This is a genomic window from Mesobacillus subterraneus, from assembly GCF_020524355.2.
Lineage (GTDB): Bacteria > Bacillota > Bacilli > Bacillales > Cytobacillaceae > Mesobacillus > Mesobacillus subterraneus_C.
The window spans coordinates 1592320-1609445 of the sequence record NZ_CP129019.1 but is presented as its reverse complement, the minus strand read 5'-3'; the positions used below and the strand labels follow the sequence as shown (position 1 = coordinate 1609445).

Annotated in this window: 19 protein-coding genes and 1 pseudogene; 8 read left to right on the top strand and 12 right to left on the bottom strand. The window is 39.4% G+C overall.

The genetic code is table 11. From position 1 onward, the window contains the following. Positions 1-41: 41 nt before the first annotated feature. From LC048_RS08230 to LC048_RS08215, 4 genes are all read right to left on the bottom strand, one after another. Complete coding sequence (locus LC048_RS08230) at positions 42-974, bottom strand: c-type cytochrome (RefSeq protein WP_306049948.1); 933 nt, start codon at positions 972-974, stop codon at positions 42-44. A 149-nt stretch (positions 975-1123) separates the two neighbouring features. Beyond that, positions 1124-1552, bottom strand: a complete 429-nt coding sequence (locus LC048_RS08225; RefSeq protein WP_226604495.1) for a ferritin-like domain-containing protein — start codon at positions 1550-1552, stop codon at positions 1124-1126. Positions 1553-1617: 65 nt separating this feature from the next. After that, the gene (locus tag LC048_RS08220) at positions 1618-2217 is read right to left on the bottom strand and encodes a class I SAM-dependent methyltransferase (RefSeq protein WP_226604496.1); all 600 of its coding nucleotides are present in this window, start codon (positions 2215-2217) and stop codon (positions 1618-1620) included. Between the two features lie 150 nt (positions 2218-2367). Further along, entirely contained in the window at positions 2368-3507 is a 1140-nt protein-coding gene (locus LC048_RS08215; protein ID WP_306049946.1) for a zinc-dependent alcohol dehydrogenase, read from the bottom strand. Positions 3508-3651: 144 nt separating this feature from the next. Between LC048_RS08215 and LC048_RS08210 the strand changes: the two genes are divergently transcribed. Next, the gene (locus LC048_RS08210) at positions 3652-3852 is read left to right on the top strand and encodes a hypothetical protein (RefSeq protein WP_226604500.1); all 201 of its coding nucleotides are present in this window, start codon (positions 3652-3654) and stop codon (positions 3850-3852) included. Positions 3853-3855: 3 nt separating this feature from the next. Beyond that, a complete protein-coding gene (locus tag LC048_RS08205) occupies positions 3856-4107 on the top strand; it encodes a sigma-G-dependent sporulation-specific acid-soluble spore protein CsgA (RefSeq protein WP_226604503.1) in 252 nt (83 codons plus the stop codon). An 80-nt stretch (positions 4108-4187) separates the two neighbouring features. On the opposite strand, the gene LC048_RS08200 is transcribed toward LC048_RS08205, so the two are convergent. Beyond that, positions 4188-5048 carry a YihY/virulence factor BrkB family protein gene (locus tag LC048_RS08200; protein WP_226604504.1) on the bottom strand — a complete coding sequence of 287 codons (861 nt, stop codon included), beginning with the start codon at positions 5046-5048 and terminating at the stop codon, positions 4188-4190. 126 nt (positions 5049-5174) lie between these two features. Further along, positions 5175-5930, bottom strand: coding sequence for a TraR/DksA C4-type zinc finger protein (locus LC048_RS08195; RefSeq protein ID WP_306049945.1), 756 nt, complete (start codon positions 5928-5930; stop codon positions 5175-5177). Positions 5931-6081: 151 nt separating this feature from the next. Between LC048_RS08195 and LC048_RS08190 the strand changes: the two genes are divergently transcribed. Together LC048_RS08190 and LC048_RS08185 are read left to right on the top strand one after the other, a co-directional pair. Further along, a complete protein-coding gene (locus tag LC048_RS08190) occupies positions 6082-6861 on the top strand; it encodes a hypothetical protein (protein WP_226604507.1) in 780 nt (259 codons plus the stop codon). Between the two features lie 51 nt (positions 6862-6912). Continuing rightward, positions 6913-7119 (top strand): hypothetical protein, encoded by a 207-nt coding sequence (locus tag LC048_RS08185; RefSeq protein WP_226601372.1) that lies wholly within the window; start codon positions 6913-6915, stop codon positions 7117-7119. A 208-nt stretch (positions 7120-7327) separates the two neighbouring features. Here the strand turns inward: LC048_RS08185 and LC048_RS08180 are convergent, their stop codons facing one another. The 4 genes and pseudogenes from LC048_RS08180 to LC048_RS08165 form a co-directional block, all read right to left on the bottom strand. Further along, entirely contained in the window at positions 7328-8119 is a 792-nt protein-coding gene (locus LC048_RS08180; protein WP_226604508.1) for a 3D domain-containing protein, read from the bottom strand. Positions 8120-8447: 328 nt separating this feature from the next. Further along, the gene (gene fdhF, locus LC048_RS24995) at positions 8448-10325 is read right to left on the bottom strand and encodes a formate dehydrogenase subunit alpha (RefSeq protein WP_371932052.1); all 1878 of its coding nucleotides are present in this window, start codon (positions 10323-10325) and stop codon (positions 8448-8450) included. A gap of 24 nt (positions 10326-10349) precedes the next feature. After that, positions 10350-10508, bottom strand: a pseudogene (locus LC048_RS24990) (hypothetical protein); the annotation flags it as partial. Between the two features lie 189 nt (positions 10509-10697). Further along, positions 10698-12857, bottom strand: coding sequence for a PAS domain S-box protein (locus LC048_RS08165; RefSeq protein WP_306049943.1), 2160 nt, complete (start codon positions 12855-12857; stop codon positions 10698-10700). Between the two features lie 340 nt (positions 12858-13197). Between LC048_RS08165 and yhfH the strand changes: the two genes are divergently transcribed. The 4 genes from yhfH (at position 13198) to LC048_RS08145 (ending at position 14924) form a co-directional block, all read left to right on the top strand. Then, positions 13198-13332 carry a protein YhfH gene (gene yhfH, locus LC048_RS08160; protein ID WP_079509337.1) on the top strand — a complete coding sequence of 45 codons (135 nt, stop codon included), beginning with the start codon at positions 13198-13200 and terminating at the stop codon, positions 13330-13332. An 857-nt stretch (positions 13333-14189) separates the two neighbouring features. After that, on the top strand, positions 14190-14360 hold the full coding sequence (locus LC048_RS08155; protein WP_226604513.1) for a hypothetical protein: 171 nt from the start codon (positions 14190-14192) through the stop codon (positions 14358-14360). 65 nt (positions 14361-14425) lie between these two features. After that, a complete protein-coding gene (locus LC048_RS08150; protein ID WP_226604515.1) occupies positions 14426-14674 on the top strand; it encodes a transcriptional regulator SplA domain-containing protein in 249 nt (82 codons plus the stop codon). Between the two features lie 85 nt (positions 14675-14759). After that, complete coding sequence (locus tag LC048_RS08145; RefSeq protein ID WP_226604528.1) at positions 14760-14924, top strand: hypothetical protein; 165 nt, start codon at positions 14760-14762, stop codon at positions 14922-14924. A gap of 412 nt (positions 14925-15336) precedes the next feature. Here LC048_RS08145 and LC048_RS08140 read toward each other — a convergent pair whose 3' ends face one another. After that, the gene (locus LC048_RS08140) at positions 15337-15540 is read right to left on the bottom strand and encodes a YozQ family protein (protein WP_226604531.1); all 204 of its coding nucleotides are present in this window, start codon (positions 15538-15540) and stop codon (positions 15337-15339) included. 224 nt (positions 15541-15764) lie between these two features. After that, positions 15765-16949, bottom strand: a complete 1185-nt coding sequence (locus LC048_RS08135) for an MFS transporter (RefSeq protein WP_226604532.1) — start codon at positions 16947-16949, stop codon at positions 15765-15767. Positions 16950-17126: the final 177 nt, after the last annotated feature.

Sequence of the window (17126 nt, the reverse complement as noted above, 5' to 3'; positions counted from 1 at the left end):
AAAACCCAGCACCTGTGTACAGGTGCTGGGTTTCTATTAGTCTAATTTTTTACCGAGAGAATTGCTTCCCAATCAATTGTGCCGTTTTTGACTTGTTCACGTTTTTCCTTGTTCATGATGTCTGCCGGTCTCCCGCCTTTCGGCCAGTCACCTTCATGCCCTTGAAATTCTGGTCGGTCATGAGAAAGGATATATGCAGCCAAATCGATCGCTTGCTGGTCAGATAAAGTTCCACCCTGTCCTTTAGGCATGTTCTTCTTAACGTATCCTGCCATCTTCGTCATTCTTGACATACCTGCACCGTCGTTGAAAGAATTTTCTCCCCAAACAGCAGGCCCTGTGTTTGTTCCAGTACCGGATCCATCAGCAGCATGGCAGCTTGCACATGATTGTGCGTAAAGCTTTTCTCCATCCTCAATGTTAGGGACCGGGTATTGCTTAGGCTCTTTAGGTGCTCTCCATGAAAGGTCCGCTCCAGCCGGTACACCTTCTGACATGTATTGCAGATAAGCAATCATCGCGCGCATTTCTTTACTGTCAGTCGGAAACATTTTTCCATTCATGCTTCGGATCATACACCCATTGATTCGATCTTCAAGAGTGTAAACCTCGCCCTCACGCGGCCTGTATTCTGGATAGACGGCAGAAAGTCCTACCATCGGTGCTTCTTCCATCACTGTGCCTCCATTTGCGTGACAGCTTGCACATGAAAGGTTATTGCCAACGTACTCATCAGCTACTTTATTTGTTTCCATGACCAGCTCATAGCCATATTTAATACTTTCCCCAAGTGGACCATCAGGTACATCCTCCATGCTTGGCGGATTGAACTCAATTTCTTTGCTGGCGCTCTCAGTTTGCGGCAGAGGCGCAGTTGCTGTATCAGCTGGCCCCAGGTCTTGGCTTATTTTCCAGCCGACAAATAATGAACCAACGATTAAAAAACCAATAATAATTGCAAGACTATTTTTCATAATGTTTTCCTCCCTATGTAGATTATTCAAGTGCTACTCAATTCCACTATACCCATTGTAGTATAAATAACACTACTAATTTTATATTTAATATGTAAAAATAGTGAAAACTATCAAAATAGGAAAAAGGAGCTAGATTACTCCAGCTCCTACTTTTCTTTTCCTAAATAATAAAGAAACCAGACGGCATGGTTCTGTTCATCATAAGCAGCACGCCTGAAAACTTCTTTTATAACCGGGTCAGCAGCTTCATCAGCTATTTCATGATAAAAATCAGTTGTTCTTTGTTCATCCTTGAAAGATGCTTCAAGTGCTGCAACATATGATTCACCACATTCTTCAATCAACATTGGACGTGGCTGCTTTCCTGTTAAAGTTGTATAAATTTGTGAAAACTGCTGTAGATGTTTTTTTTCATCATTAAGTATTTCATTGATTTGGTCCCGCTGTTCAGCATTCGGTGCCATACCTGCAAGCTTTGCATAGCATTGTGTGGCACTGTATTCACCATTTATAGCTTTAATTAGATCATTAACAAGCTTTTGATTCTGTCTGTAATGTTCATAATATGGATACATGTCTATCCTCCCCAAATTCTTTGTATCAGTGTATGGAGAAGAGTGAAGGGCGTGATTGCATACAATCATTTTGGATTAAGCCCCTCATATTCAACAAAAATCCCATTAAAATGCTTCTTTTCTTTTACCATTTTGATTCCGGATTCCTTCATATAGTGACCTGTGTCACGATTCAAATGGCAGCCATCACATAGCCGTTTCCAGACCGGAGTCAGGACATCCTGCAAAGCCGCAAGCGTTTTCGATTCTGTTCTGACATGCTCAAAAAGAACAATTTTCCCTCCTGGTTTACACACTCTTCTCATTTCCTGAAATACTTTTTGCGGATCATTTACGGAGCAAAGAACAAGGGTAGCTACAACTGTATCAAACTCACCATCATGAAAAGGAAGTGCTTCTGCCATCCCCTGGTGGAACTCGACTGGCAGTTCGAACTCTTTCGCTCTGCGTTTTGCCTGATCAAGCATATAGGGATTTGGCTCCAGTGAAACAAACCTTTCCACTTTTTCTTTAGAATAATAAGGGAAATTCGCTCCCGTACCTGCACCAATTTCAAGTACATTTCCCTCTAATCCAGAAACTATCTTTTTCCTGACCCGTGCGATCCACCTTTTTTCAAGAGGTCCCATGAATGTATCATAAAAAAAAGCAAACAACTTCCCCAAAATCAGTACTCCTATCTGTTTTCGTTTTTACCTATTATAATAAAAAAGGCCCTGGAAAAGCTATTGCTTAAACCAGGTCCTTTCTTTATGGCTCCATGGATTAACTGTCGCCAATTCTTATTGATTTAGGAGATTCAATACTCAAGTATCTTAAGGCTTTAAAACTACCTTGATACAGTCATCTTTTCGGTCATTGAACATCTCATACCCTTTCGCTGCATCTTCAAGGGGGATTTTATGTGTGATGATGTCAGTTGGATCAAATTCACCGTTAGAGACCATGTCGAATAGTTTAGGCATGTAGTGAATAACTGGAGCCTGTCCCATTTTCATTGTGATATTGCGTTCGAAGAATCGGCCAAGCGGGAACATATTATACCTTAACCCATATACCCCGGTGATTTGTAAGGTCCCGAATTTCCTTATAGCAGTATGGGCAATTTCCAGTGCTGAAAGGGTACCACCCTGAAGCTTCAATTTTTGTTCCACTTTTTCCACAACAGACTTCTTACCATCCATTCCTACACAATCTATTACTACGTCCGCACCACCGTCAGTCAAGTCTTGCAGGAATTTCCCTGGATCATCTTCCTGTGTAAAATCAAAAATTTCTACATTATTGGTCTTTCTAGCATGCATCAATCTGTAGTCGAGGTGATCAACAGCAATGACTCGTTTTGCCCCTTTCATCCAGGCAAATTTTTGCGTCATCAATCCAATTGGCCCACTGCCAAGAACAATTACTGTATCTCCTTTTTTTACGCCGGCGTGTTCTACGCTCCACCATGCAGTTGGTATGACGTCCGATAGGAATAATAACGACTCATCCTCTAGCTCACATGACTCAGGCACGACAAAGGATGTAAAATCAGCGTAAGGCACTTTTAAATATTCTGCCTGTCCTCCGGGGTGATTACCATATTGTTCGGTGTACCCAAAATACCCTCCTGTATCCTTGTATTCATTAGTGTTATCACATTGACTTTCCATTTGGTTCTGGCAGTAAAAACACTCACCACATGAAACGTTGAAAGGAATGACAACACGATCTCCTTTTTTCAAATTCTTCACTCCTGGGCCTTTGCCCACTTCTTCTACAATACCCATTGGCTCATGCCCGATGATGTATCCTGGACGAAGAGGCATATTGCCTTGGTAAAGATGGAGGTCAGATCCGCAAATTGCTGTAGATGTAATTTTAATGATCATATCTTGTTCATGTTCTATTTTTGGTGCTTCTACATTTTTCACTTGTACGTCTTTAGAACCTTGATAAGTAACCGCTTTCATAATTCGACACCCCATTCCAGTAAAGTCCATTTTATGTTTCCCTCCGAATAACTTTGGGAAACTGTTACGGAAGTTTTTCCAATAATTAGCTTGTACATAATCTACCCTTCAGTAATGCAACTTATAAAATGGAGGTGTTGAAAAATGGAACCTAAACAGCCTGGAAATAAAAACATTCCTGACTTCAAGGAAATGACAGACCGAGTTATCGCAGAACCAGCGAATGGACCTCAGCTTGTCATTAAAACAAATTTGGATCCGAGTGATGCAACTGAGGAAAATCCTTATTTCAAAAACGATCAAACAACTGACTCTGAACAATTTAAAGAATATTTCAAGGAGTAGACGATGGAAAAAACACAGGCTTATTTACGCGAAATCATTTCTAATTACACGGAGACTTACCCGCTTAGCAAGAAGATCTATGATCGCTTAGAACAAGGAGATTACCTATCTGAGGGTGACTTTGTCAAGGACCTCACCGCTGAAGAATTAGAGTTTTTAAATAAAATTCTTCCTAAAGCAATTGAGTACGCAAAAAATGAATCAGACGAAATAAGAGCACAACAATTAAATGAAGTATATGAATTGCTTTACTAACATCGGAAGTGATTTCCCCTTCCATTCTTACAAATAACCTTCATATTACGAACAAAAAAACAGCAGATTATCTGCTGTTTTTAACTATTTACTGAAGCTGCATGCTCTTCTACCTGCTCTTCACCCGTCTGGTCCCTATGGTAAATCGCATTGATTTCTCCTCCAAGTACAAGGGCAAGTCCGGTCAGGAATAACCAGAGCATTAAAACGATGACACCGCCAATGCTACCATATGTGGCCGAATAGTTTCCGAAATTACTAACATAAAACGAAAACCCAAGGGAAATAAGCTGCCATACGACCGTCGCGAAAATCGCACCTGGTATAACATGCTTAAATGGATAGTGTTTGTTTGGAGCGACTTGATATAATGCTGCCAATACCGCTGCCATTACGATAATTGCAACAAGCCATCTTACAATGTTAAATACTATATCGAATGGCTCAGGAATTGGGATAATTGATTGGACTGTATCCATTATGATTTTTCCGAATACCGGCAAGAGGAGCGCTACTACAAATGCTAAAATCAGTCCAAAAGTCAGCATTATTGATACGAGTCTGGTCTTGATGAATGATCTCGTTTCTTCTACATCAAACGCAATATTCATTGCTTTTATAAAAGCATTCATTCCACTCGATGCTGACCAAATAGTACCGATGATACCAAAAGTAAGCAAACCGCCATTTCTTTCACTGACAAGGTTGACAACATTATCTCTTAATAATTCAGCTGATTGCGAAGGCAATAATTGATTGACAACATTTATCGCTTTTTGGGGATCAATATTTAAATATGGAACAATGGCAATCAACAAAATCAGTAATGGAAACAATGCTAACATATAATAATACGCCTGTTGAGCAGCCAGTCCTGTAGCTCGGTCTTTTTTCAGCTCGCCCAGCAAGCTTTTTCCATAGTACTTAAGTTTCTCTTTCAATTATGGCTCACCTCTCATTGACATATTAAGTATGCTTGTCTTTTCCCTGTCTTGAAAGGTTTTAATCATCACAAAAACTATCAATGGAAACAACAAAAAAGACCATTGCTGGTCTTTTTCACAAATCTACTTATCATTGTCTACATATGGGTCATGCTCGTATGCAGGCAGGTCGCCAAATGATGTCATGATTCCCTCTTCGTCGAGCTCGCTTTCGTACTTTTCATGCTGCTTATTAGGATAAATGGTTATTTCTTTGCCAGTAATATCGTTTCCAACAAAATTCTCATAATCCTCAACATAGCCTACATTCTCTTCTGATTCAATATAGGTGTCATTATAATGATTCTGTGGCGTCATGAAATCCGATGGAGTTTCGGAAGTACCCCAGCTAGAAACCTCTTGCCAGGAATCTTCTGCATCGAATGCGACATTTTCATCCTTGTTATCCAGATCGAATTTTCCAAAAGGCGGCATGAGCACCCCTTCTTCGATAGGACGGTTATGTGAAACGGTGCGGTCAGGCGTATGTTCAATGCAAAACGTAGTTTCTGGTAAAGCCCGAAGACGCTCATCAGGAATCTCGCGACCGCAAACTTCGCATTTGCCATATGTTCCTGTTTCAATGGTCTTTAAGGCTTTATCTATACTCTGGATTTGATATTCTACATGATCGTTCAGTGCAATATCCTTTTCACGCTCATATAATTCAGTCCCTTCATCACCCGGATGGTTATCATAACTCGAAAGTTCTCCAGTTGACTCGTGAGCATGGTCACTTCTGAGGTCAAAATGATCGTTAGCGTCTAGATGGGACTCAAGATTTTTTTTGTTTTTGAGAAGCTCTGCCTTGAATGCCGACAGCTGCCCTTTTGTTAGCATATCAGCTGCTCCTTTCTTTAGTGCAGTTTTTATTAGCTTGCTGCATTCTTCCCTATTTAATAAAAGGTAATAAGTGCTATCTTTGCCGCAAGTACCAATATTGGAGCACAAGTCATAGTATATATGACAACTTTTATAAGGAGTGATGCCTATGCCATTATTTGTGAATGGTTTTGTCTCACCACAGGTTTATAGCAAAAATGATCAGATCGAAGATCAAAGCAACCAGGAGAATTACCGGCTAAATTATTTACAGGAAATCCTTAATGAGCAGCAAAAGCTCAATGGTGATTTGACAGGGAGCGTAACTAAATTCAATCGTACGCTGGAGCATAATAGACAAGAACAATATACTCAGTTTCAGGAAATGGTTACTTTTCTGTCCAAACAGGAAAACTTTTCAGAAAGAGTAATCGAAAACTTATCTGAGCAAAAGGAATCCACAACAGAAATCGATGAAAAACTGGTTAAGCTCGAAGAAATCCACGAACAATTTTCAAAGGCTCTCTTGAACCGGGAGCTGACAAGCGAGGCTATTTTAAATCAATTGGCTCATCAGCAATCAATGATACAGGACTTGAACCGTAAGCTTCTCGAGTATGAAGATGTTACTAATGCACTGGTAATACAAGCTAAAAAGCAGGAAGAGCTGCAGGATATGCTTGCAAAGCATGCGGATTTGCAGGGAATTTTCCATGAAACCATTATGGAAAGCCTCGGAAAACAAGAGGCTGTTGGTGAAAAAATTACTGATCAGCTTTGCGAAATCAAGATATCTTTAACGCAAAAGGCCAACTCAATCCTTGAAAAAATTGAAGAACAATCCTCCAAATTCTCACAGTTTTTCTTAAGCCTTATCATGCCCAATATCACACAAAAGAAAATTATCAATGGTAAAACGTTTATGACAAAAACAAAACAGGAAAAGTAAGAAAAGCGGAAGCGCCTTGGTCAGCCCCGACAAGCGCTGGAGGGCCTGACAGTGAAGTCGTTCTTTGACTTCATTGGCAGGACCGAAATCGAAAAGTATAGCCGTCTGCCCAGAAACGCAGAAACTGGAGACTCCGACAAAGAAGCGCTTTTTGCTTCTGCCGGCGGAGTTGAAGTTTCGGAGTTTCTAGGAGGCGACACTAGACAATTCGAAATGCGGAGGCGACTGCCCAACTCCGACAAGCGTTGGAGGGCCTGACAGTGAAGTCGCTCTTTGACTTCATTGGCAGGACCGAAACGTCTCGAGGAGTTAGGAGCCGCAGCAGGACTAGCGACTCGAGGGGCTAGGCGCTGGAGCTAGACACTAATCGAAGTGAAAAAATTCATACTTCTTATTCAGTAAAAAAAGCATTGGCAGATTGCCAATGCTTTAAGGACTATAATTTCATGGATTTCCGAATTATAGTTTAATCTAAGATTGTAACTTTCACTTGCTTTCTTCCCCACTGAAGAGCAGCGCTTTGAGTAGGGATAAAGACATCGATGCGATTTCCTTTGATGGCTCCGCCAATATCTTCAGCAGTGGCATAGCCATAACCTTCAACATACACTTTAGATCCAAGAGGAATAACAGTTGGATCAACAGCAATTACTTTTGCATTCGGGTTAGCTTTCAAGTTCACACCAGTCTTCGTGATTCCTGAGCATCCTGTGCAATTTGCTGTATAAGCTGTCGCTTCAACGGTAATCTGGTTTGTCGTTGCTGCAGGCTTAGCTGTTGCCTGACTTGCAGGTGCTGCTGCCGGCTTAGCCGTTGCCTGACTTGCAGGTGTTACTGCGGGCGTTGCAACAGGAGTAACAGCCTGCTTGGCAGTCTCTTTCTCGACCTTCATCTCAGTTGGCATGTTTGTATACACAGCCAATTTCATACCAGGATGAATAAGATCTGATGATAATTTATTCCATTCTTTTAAATCGTTTACTGTAACACCATAAGCTTTTGCAATATTCCAAAGCGTATCACCGTTTCTAACATGTGCATACTTTATAGGAGATACTTCTAGTAAATCGTTCGGATGGATTACATCACTCGATAAATTATTCCATTCTTTTAATGAACCCACTGTTACGCCGTATTCCTTAGAAATACCCCAAAGTGTATCCCCCTTATGTACGACGATTTCCTCTGCCTGTGCTTGTGTACCGGCAGCTCCAGAAATTGCCGCTGCTGCAACCAAAGATAATAATGACTTTTTCATTTGTTTGCCTCCCATCGGCTAATTTTTATCACGTGAATTATCGTATCATAGATTTTCGGTACAAAAAGAACAAGCACATTTAAATTGGATTACGAGAATAACAGAATGATAACGAGAACATGTCACATTAACTGAAAATTCAGTTTATACACTACTTTAGTAGGACTATTTTCTAGCTAATTTGAAAAATATTCTATAGTTTTCATGTGTATCCATATTTTTCTTATATAAAAAACTGTAATCTCTTTTAAAAAAGCCGCCCTAGATAGTTCTACGAATATGTAAAAAAGCTAAAATCTCACGAGGGAGATTTTAGCTTTTTAGTTTTTTATGCAATTGTTTCAATTTTAACTGCACATGCTTTAAATTCTGCAGTCCCGGATATAGGGTCATATTCATTTAAGGTAAGAACGTTAGTTGGAACTTCAGACCAATGGAAACTCATGAAAACGAGGACGGGAACTACCTGATCTGTTATTTTCGCCTTTACCTCAAGAGTTCCCCGCCTTGAACTTACCCTTACAACATCGCCGTCATTAATATGAAGGCGCAGTGCATCTTCAGGATGTATATCCAACGTTTCCTCTGTTTGCTTAATTTTCACACCAGCTGCATAGTGACGGGTTTGTGTATGAGTATTGTAGGATTCATACCTCCTGCCGGTCGTCAGAGTAAAAGGAAATTGTTCATCAGGCAGTTCTAAAGGTGGTGTGAATTCAACTGGTACAAAACTTGAGCGCTTTTCATTTTCTTTATCAACATGAAATCTTTCATGAAGTACTTTCGTGCCAGGATGAGTTACATCGGGACATGGATAGTGTATTCCATACTCTTTATCAAGACGTTCATAAGAGATGCCGCCATACATCTCCCAGGCAAGTTCTCTTACTTCATTCCAAATTTCTTCGCTAGAACTATATCCCATTGGATACCCCATCTTAGTGGAGAGTTCACATAATATCTCCCAATCTTCCTTTACTCCTGGCTGTGCATTGACCGCGGTGCGTACACGCTGTACTCTCCTGTCTGTATTCGTGTATGTGCCGTCAACCTCGCCCCATGACTTGGCTGGCAGCACGACATCAGCCATCTCAGCTGTTTCTGTCATGAAAATATCTTGAACAACAAGGAAATCGAGTTTTTCTAATAAGCTTCTAGTATGGTTCATGTGAACATCGGCAACTAGCGGATTCTCTCCTATGCAATATAATGCTTTGATTTCCCCTGTATCGATTTTATCGAAGGTCCTCGTCTGTGTGTCACCGACTTTTTTATTGATTTCTATCTTCCATTTATTTTCGAAGCGTGCCCGATACTCGTCATCCAGTAAGCTTACAGCACCCGTCAGCTGGTTCGGTAAACAACCCATATCTCCTGCGCCCTGAACGTTATTCTGCCCTCTTAATGGCATAATGCCGGAACCAGGCTTCCCGATATGGTCACTCAGCAACGCAAGGTTGGCGATATCGAATACGTTGTTCACGCCACAGTGGTGCTCTGTAATACCTAGTGTGTATGCAATCATAGCTTTGTTGGCCTTTGCATAAATTCTAGCAACTTCAAGAATATCTTCTGCTGCTAAACCTGTAATTTCTGCTGAATATTCAGGTGTGTATCGTTCAACCTTTGACAGCAGCACATCAAAATCTTCAGTGTGTCTGCCAATGAAATTTTCATCATACAATTTTTCAGTAATGATAATTCTAATAATCGCGTTGATCAGCGCAATATCGGTCCCAACGTTAATTTGCAAATGTTTATGAGCTGATTTGACCATATCGATTTTTCTTGGATCAATGACAACTAATTTAAGACCGCCTTTGGCAGCTTTTTTTATTCTATTGCCAATGATTGGATGGGCTTCCGTTGTATTGGATCCCATTAATAAAAGAACCTCTGCCTCATCAATATCTTCTAAAGTATTTGTTGGGAAACCGCTTCCAAAAACAGTCGCCAGACCGGCGACACTAGGAGCGTGTCAGGTTCGGTTACAGCCATCAATATTATTGCTCCCGATAGCAGTCCTCATAAACTTCTGGGTAATATAGTTCGATTCATTGGTAGTGCGTGCACATGCGAACATTGAAAGCGACTCTGGTCCAAACTCATCCTTCAATTTAGACAACCGGCTTGCGATATAGTCATATGCTTCATCCCATGTAGCCTTAACAAGCTCTCCTGCTTTTCTGATCATAGGTGTTTTCAATCGTTTCGGAGCATGGACATATTGGTAGGCAAAAGCACCTTTTACACATGTCTGTCCTTTATTTACTGGCGCTTCTTTGTCTCCTCTTATTTTAACAATCTTATTATCCTCTACATCCAATACCAAACCGCAGCCTGTACCACAATAACCACAAACCGTTTTAACCTGGCTAATCGATGACATAGCTTCCCCTCCGGTAATTTCTATAAATTCCTCTTACTTCCATAGTAGTCTAAATTTTCAATGCGATGTAAAAAAATCATAAGTTTTTTTTGTCATATTATAAACATTTTTTCGACAAATCCTGACTTCCTCGCTCAGAAAGTATAAAAAAATAAGGCAGGAGCATCTCCTGCCTTACCAGACTTTCCATTATGCAGATTTCGCCGGGAGCATAATTTTGAATGTCGTGCCTTTGTTCTGTTCACTTTCGATATATACTTTTCCATTGTGGCTTTCAATAATCTTGAAGCTTACCATCAGGACTAGACCGTTCCCATTTTTCTTAGTAGTGTAAAATGGTTCTCCAATCTTCTTCAGAGTTTCTGGAGGAATTCCAACACCTGTATCTTTGATGGAGATGACGACATTGCCATCTTGTATTTTTGTGCTAACTATTAGGTCTCCACCATCAGGCATTGCTTCAATCCCATTTTTAATGAAATTCAAGAACACTTGCTTCAAGCGGTTCTCATCACATTCAATCTGAACAATTTCCTCTGTAGCATCAAATTCCAGTTTGACATTTCTTTTTCTTGCTTCAAACTTTAGCATCGACACGACATTCTGGACAATCGGAATGATATTTTGTTCCTCAAGTTCCACAGCCTTCGGTTTTGCAAGTACCATGAACTCTTCAACAATATTATTAACTCGGTCAATCTCATCGAGTATGATTTCGATAAACTCCTGACGCTGCGGTTCCTTTTCATCAAGCTGAAGGAATTCAGCATACCCTTTCATGGATGTCAGCGGGTTTCTGATTTCATGGGCAACACCGGCAGCAAGCTGGCCAACCGCTGCAAGCTTATCCTGGCGGTGCAGCATTTCCTCTGACTTTTTCTTTTCTGTGATGTCGTTACGAATGGCAAGATATTGATATGGTTTCCCATTTTCATTCAAGAAAGGAACAATCGTGGTGTCAACCCAATAAAAAGAACCGTCCTTCGCCCTGTTTCGGATATCACCTTTCCAAACTTGACCTGATCCTATCGTTTTCCATAGATTTTTAAAGAATTCCTTCGAATGCAACCCAGAATTCAATAAGCTGTGGTCATTACCAATCAATTCGGCCTTGTCGTATTTAGAGATCTCACAGAATTTATCATTAACATTCTTGATGATCCCTTTCTCGTCAGTAAAAGCCACGATGGAAGATTGATCGAGTGCAAAATTAATATCATTGACCTCTTTCAGTGTTTCCTTTAGGCTTGCTTCCGCCTGCTTTCGTTGAGTAATATCAGAACGGATTGAGACATATTGATATGGCTTGCCTTTACTATTCAGGAAAGGAACAATAGTTGTATCAACCCAATAATAAGAATCATCTTTCTTCTTATTCCGGATTTCACCCTTCCACACATCTCCAGAACCAATCGTTTTCCACATATCCTTGAAAAATGCCTTCGTATGAAGCCCAGAATTCAATATCGAATGATTTTGACCCAAAAGCTCGGCTTCACTATACCCAGAAATCTCAATGAATTTTTCATTAACATACGTGATGTTCCCTTTAGGATCAGTGATCGCAACAATTGCTGATGAATTAAGTGCGTCTGTGATATCCTTCAAATTGGTATCTGAAACTGCAAGCCTTTTGCTGATTAACGCACTAGATCCGATCAAGCCAGCAAGGATAAGAACCGAGATAAAAACAATAAGATAACTGATCAGGGACTCTGGAATTCCCGTCTGCTCTACAAGACCGTTGTTCATATTGATAGAAGATGCTTTTGTTAAAAGAAAATGACCTTCTACAATTGCAGCCGTCACGAATAGAGCACTTAGCGGCTTAATCCAACCATGGGCTCCTTGAGTGAAACTTTTTGAAAAGAATAGCATCCAGAAGGAAAAGTAAAATGATACAAAAACGAGTGCAAGTGCAATTAGAAAAATAAATGGCTGATAACTGAAATCTAACCTCATTGAGTACATTCCTAAAATATGAACTACAAGGACTGCAAGCATCATGAACAAGCTTCCTGCAAGTATATTGCTTTTTTGCACAGACTTTCCAGTCATTGCATAGAACGCCATGGCTGTAAATGAAATAGCCAAAATAATCGATAATACTGTTATTGGAATTCGGTAAGATACATTGCCATTTAGGTTCATTGCAAGCATTCCAAAGAAATTCATAACCCAGATCCCTATGCCAAGGGAAAATGTCCCTCCCAAAAACAAGAATCGCTTATTTCGATCAGATGATTTTATTAGACTGAATAAATCGAGTGCTGTATATGATGACATGACTGTCAATAAAATGGCTACTAGCAGTAATATTGGATTGAAGGATAATTCCAGATTATCCATTTAGGCATCATTCCTCATTTAAAGTGTCATTTCGATTGTATGTTAAAAATGAAAAGAATAAAAGGGTTTCTTAAATATAATGTAATAACTTTGTCACTTTTATCTATTGACAATTGAAATATATGGGAATTATTCTTTCGATTTGGCGACCTCTCTCCAAACAGCTCCATGAACACTTACATGTCCACATCCACTTTTTAACTTTCACCCCAAATTAATATGAACAAACACCTATTTTTAAATTTTTTTAAAAAAGGACTACACAAATTCTACAAAAATGTTTATACTGTACTATAACAGGTTAAGTAAATTATAAATTGTACTATAAAAGGAGGATTTTATTATGATGAGTCCGGTTGAATTTTTTCGTAATTTACCAAAGAAGGTTTGCCCTGAGTGTGGTGAAGGAATGCACGAACAAGCTGAGTCATATTTAATGGAATGTGACCGCTGCTTATCGAAAAAAGAGGAATAATACAAGAAGGCACCTTAAAAGGTGCCTTCTATATTAACCGAAGAAAAACTACATAGAAAAAAGAAGCTCTTTTACGAGCTTCTTTTTAACATCTTAGGAGACCCAACCAGCATCAGCCCAAAACTTTTTGGAACTATTGAGTTGTATGATCCTCTTACTATAGCCGATGTGTGTTTGTTCCGCATTAAAGTGTCTTCTTATCATAAGAAGGTTTCCCTTCTAGATGATGACTCTTTACAAACACATATTTCGGTATAATCACCGAGAGACTCATTATTCTCTTTAGTGATACTTTAGAGCTTTTCTCCATTAAATCATGTATCCCTACCGCCCACTCCATTTGGATGGTTAGCTGCCAACAAGGATAAATTCACCTAAGGATTGTTATCCTGAAAATTGTTAACTTCCCTTTTGATTGGTACTTTTCCAAGTATCAATTGTAGATATGATACTCTTTTGGTTAAAAGCTTCCTTCCAGCGTATAAGTAAAGTAAAGAATAGGCTGGATTTCTACTTTTCCCCCGTTGAATCGAACCACCGGCAAGACAACATTCTCCTGAATTAACATGTATTAGGTTCAAGATCCCTGTAGCTAGTGATACTGATTTTGTGAAGAGAAGGTAAACATCACTCTTTGGAATAAACCTTTTTTCGTTCACTACGGAACGAACACAATTGGTTGAGCCTCCTAAGATGTTAACACTTTCTTTCTACACTTTTATTATACCACCACAGCTGAATGTAAACCCTTACATTTGTGACGAACTCGTGTCTTTTCAAATTTTTAAGATACACATTTAATTAGCGGTATAACCTTTACCTCAATACAAAAACTAGGTTTACCAGGGGGTGAGATAATGGAGAATAAAACAAATGATGCAAAACGTGATAAGGATTTACTTAATTCAACATACAAACCAAGTCAACGCTATATACCAGGAGAGTCGGTTGATGGACATAGAGATTTGGAAGCTGCAAATTTAATTCTTACTGGAGATGAGATAAAGCAGCAGAATGAAAATTTATGATCCAAAGTAAGTCAATGACATATACTGCCACCAATGCTTAAAAATTAAAGAAAGAGGGATGAAAAGTGGATTTACTTGATCCAAAAAATTTGAACTATGGTGATGAAGTGTTTGTGATTTATCGAAACCCTCATGTACCTTCTGTTTCAAACATTAAAGCCGGAGAAATAGTCCCGCATCCGAAAGATCCTAATCAGTACGCGTTATTTCTAAACGAAACCTTACATGTGATTGAAGACGATGATGCTCTATATGCAACACAAGCTGCAGCCGAACAAGCTTATTTAGAGGCAATGGACCCTTATAGCACCTAGTAACGCTTTCCCTTTAAAAAGTTTTAAATTCTTTTACACGAGGTAAAAATAAAACGCAAGCCAATTTCCATTAGGAGGGATGAAGATGAAAGTTTTATCAGCTTCTTCTAAGTTCGTCATTGGCTCTGCACTCGAAGGTGGATTTGTTTATCTTAACAAAGGCGTTCTTACTCAAATCGGCAAATCCTCTTTTAAGAAGCACATCCCTACAGGATGTGCTTTTCTAACGATAATTTTTTTCTTAATATGACGAATTAGTCTTGCGGTGACCAGATTGCTTCAATTAGGAATTTAGCTAGCCATGAATCCAGATGAACCAGATTGCAACCTTCCTGCAGAATCGAGCTAGTTATATTGAAAAGGAACTTTATTTAAGTGAGAACGGTTTAGAGAATTTAAAGTGCCGAGTAGTTAACCTTCAAAACGGTGATTATAGAACGCAGACGTTAAAAACAGGCCCCTTTGTAGAAGGGCCTGCAATTTTTTATAGATCTGATCTCTTTACTGGTTCCTCTTCGTTAATTGTTTGATTACCGGTACTTGAAGTGTATCCTGCTCGATAGACAAAACCTTTCTTTTGTCTTAACGCGTTTGGTCTCTTGTATTGATCACCATTAGATTGAAATTCACCTTTACGCGGCACATGTACCCTCACTTCATGCTTACTGATAACCTCTATTATTCAATTCATCTTGGGCTTCAGACGAGAGCTCAATCTTTCCGCCAACTTGCCCTTCTACATAACTGTCGCTGGCTTGTTCATGGGTCATTGCAAGCCCATTTGAAAGTTCGTCATTCTTCTGATAATCCGATGTATCGTACATACGCCCTGCAAGATCAAGATTCTTATCCTTACTTTTTTTCATGAAAGTCCCTCCTTTCGCACTTCAATTATTTTTTGATATTTAGGCTTAAACCATACTTCTTTTCAGTCTTAATAAAAACAAAAAAAACCTTCTATTAAGAAAAGCTTTTCTGTTAATAATTGTAAAACCTCTTAAACCTTACCCAGATAGAATTCAATAGTTCCCTGTTTCACCAATCAGCTATTTTACAAAATAAGAACAAACTTTTTATATTTAATTAATGTCTAGCTCCAACGCTTATTGGTGCTTATCAATGCGCTTTTCTGTTCATCTTGGATCAGCCAGAATGTCAGCAATACGCCGATTGCTGTCAGTGAAGCAAAGAATATGTATACTCCATAAATACTGAATTCCTCAAAAATAATTCCACCGAAAAACGTGAAAAACCAGTTACCTAATCCGTTGCCAACTGCAGAATAAATCGTTATTGCCGTTGCTGTAATATGCATCGGCGTGATATCGCGGATATATTGCAAGCCTGCAGGAATGAACAATCCAAGTGACAAACCCTGAATAACAGCTGATGCGTACACAAGAGATAGAGCTGGCTCAGTGAAATAAAAAACCCATCTAATTAATGAAACAAGCGCGGCAAAAAGAGCGACCTTCAGCAGTCCTAACTTACTAATCCAGAATCCTGCAGCTCTCATGAATGGAATTTCTGATAACACTGCGATAAGAAACGCAATACCAATCCCTGTATAAGTTCCCCCGCGGTCCTCCACAAACAGACTGAAGTAGAAATTATTCGCCAGGTTAGGCCCAAACACCATGAATGTTACCCCAAGGAAAATAAGAAACCTCTTCATCTTCATTAAATCCTTCAGTCCTGCAAACAGACCGCTTGGACGTCCTGAGGATTCTCTAGGCATTTTCATCGAAAATACTGCTGAAACCAATAATGTTAAGAAAAACGCGTAGAATATTACTTGCGGGTTCCACTCTGATAGTCGGCCCATAATAAAAACCGCAAGTCCAAAACCGAGGGACCCAAATAATCGTACATTTCCATAATTGACTCCGGCCTTGCTTGTGTACTTTAAGGAAATACTATCTGATAAAGGAATAATCGCACTTTGAAAAATCGCAAGAACTGTCGCTATAGTTATGAACAGTGAAAAACCCTCGAAAAATATATAACCCAAAGCGGCGATCCCTGTTATCAAGGTTGTTAATGTAAGCAACACATTATGGGAATTTTTCATGTCGGCCAGCATTCCCCAAAAGGGCTGGAAGAAAATCATGATCACTGGACCAATGGACAGGATAATCCCAATCTGATAACCATTTAAGTTTTCAACTTCGCTTAAGTAGACACTTAATAAAGGGAATAAACTACCTATGCCAAAAAACACAAAAAGATAAAAACCCTGCAAAGTAAAGATGTTGCGCTTGACGTGCTTGTCCATTTAAATCCTCCATACTTACAAATTATAGAGTTATATTTTACCACTATTTTAATATAAGAATAGACCCTTTTCTTTTATGCATGATAAAAGGATAAATAAAGCGTTTTCAATTTTTGCAGGTCATGATAAAATAATATTGCTAATAGGTGATCAGACGTCTGCTCACTATTTTTCCAT

Coding starts and splice junctions, on each gene's coding strand:
- LC048_RS08180 (WP_226604508.1), bottom strand. CDS start 8,119: ATGAAAAAGTCATTATTATCTTTGGTTGCAGCAGCGGCAATTTCTGGA.
- LC048_RS08205 (WP_226604503.1), top strand. CDS start 3,856: ATGGAAAAAACACAGGCTTATTTACGCGAAATCATTTCTAATTACACG.
- LC048_RS08190 (WP_226604507.1), top strand. CDS start 6,082: ATGCCATTATTTGTGAATGGTTTTGTCTCACCACAGGTTTATAGCAAA.
- LC048_RS08225 (WP_226604495.1), bottom strand. CDS start 1,552: ATGTATCCATATTATGAACATTACAGACAGAATCAAAAGCTTGTTAAT.
- LC048_RS08140 (WP_226604531.1), bottom strand. CDS start 15,540: ATGAAAAAAAGTAAGGATAAGAATCTTGATCTTGCAGGGCGTATGTAC.
- LC048_RS08210 (WP_226604500.1), top strand. CDS start 3,652: ATGGAACCTAAACAGCCTGGAAATAAAAACATTCCTGACTTCAAGGAA.
- LC048_RS08215 (WP_306049946.1), bottom strand. CDS start 3,507: ATGAAAGCGGTTACTTATCAAGGTTCTAAAGACGTACAAGTGAAAAAT.
- LC048_RS08145 (WP_226604528.1), top strand. CDS start 14,760: ATGAAAGTTTTATCAGCTTCTTCTAAGTTCGTCATTGGCTCTGCACTC.
- LC048_RS08155 (WP_226604513.1), top strand. CDS start 14,190: ATGGAGAATAAAACAAATGATGCAAAACGTGATAAGGATTTACTTAAT.
- LC048_RS08195 (WP_306049945.1), bottom strand. CDS start 5,930: ATGCTAACAAAAGGGCAGCTGTCGGCATTCAAGGCAGAGCTTCTCAAA.
- LC048_RS08135 (WP_226604532.1), bottom strand. CDS start 16,949: ATGGACAAGCACGTCAAGCGCAACATCTTTACTTTGCAGGGTTTTTAT.
- LC048_RS08230 (WP_306049948.1), bottom strand. CDS start 974: ATGAAAAATAGTCTTGCAATTATTATTGGTTTTTTAATCGTTGGTTCA.
- LC048_RS08165 (WP_306049943.1), bottom strand. CDS start 12,857: ATGGATAATCTGGAATTATCCTTCAATCCAATATTACTGCTAGTAGCC.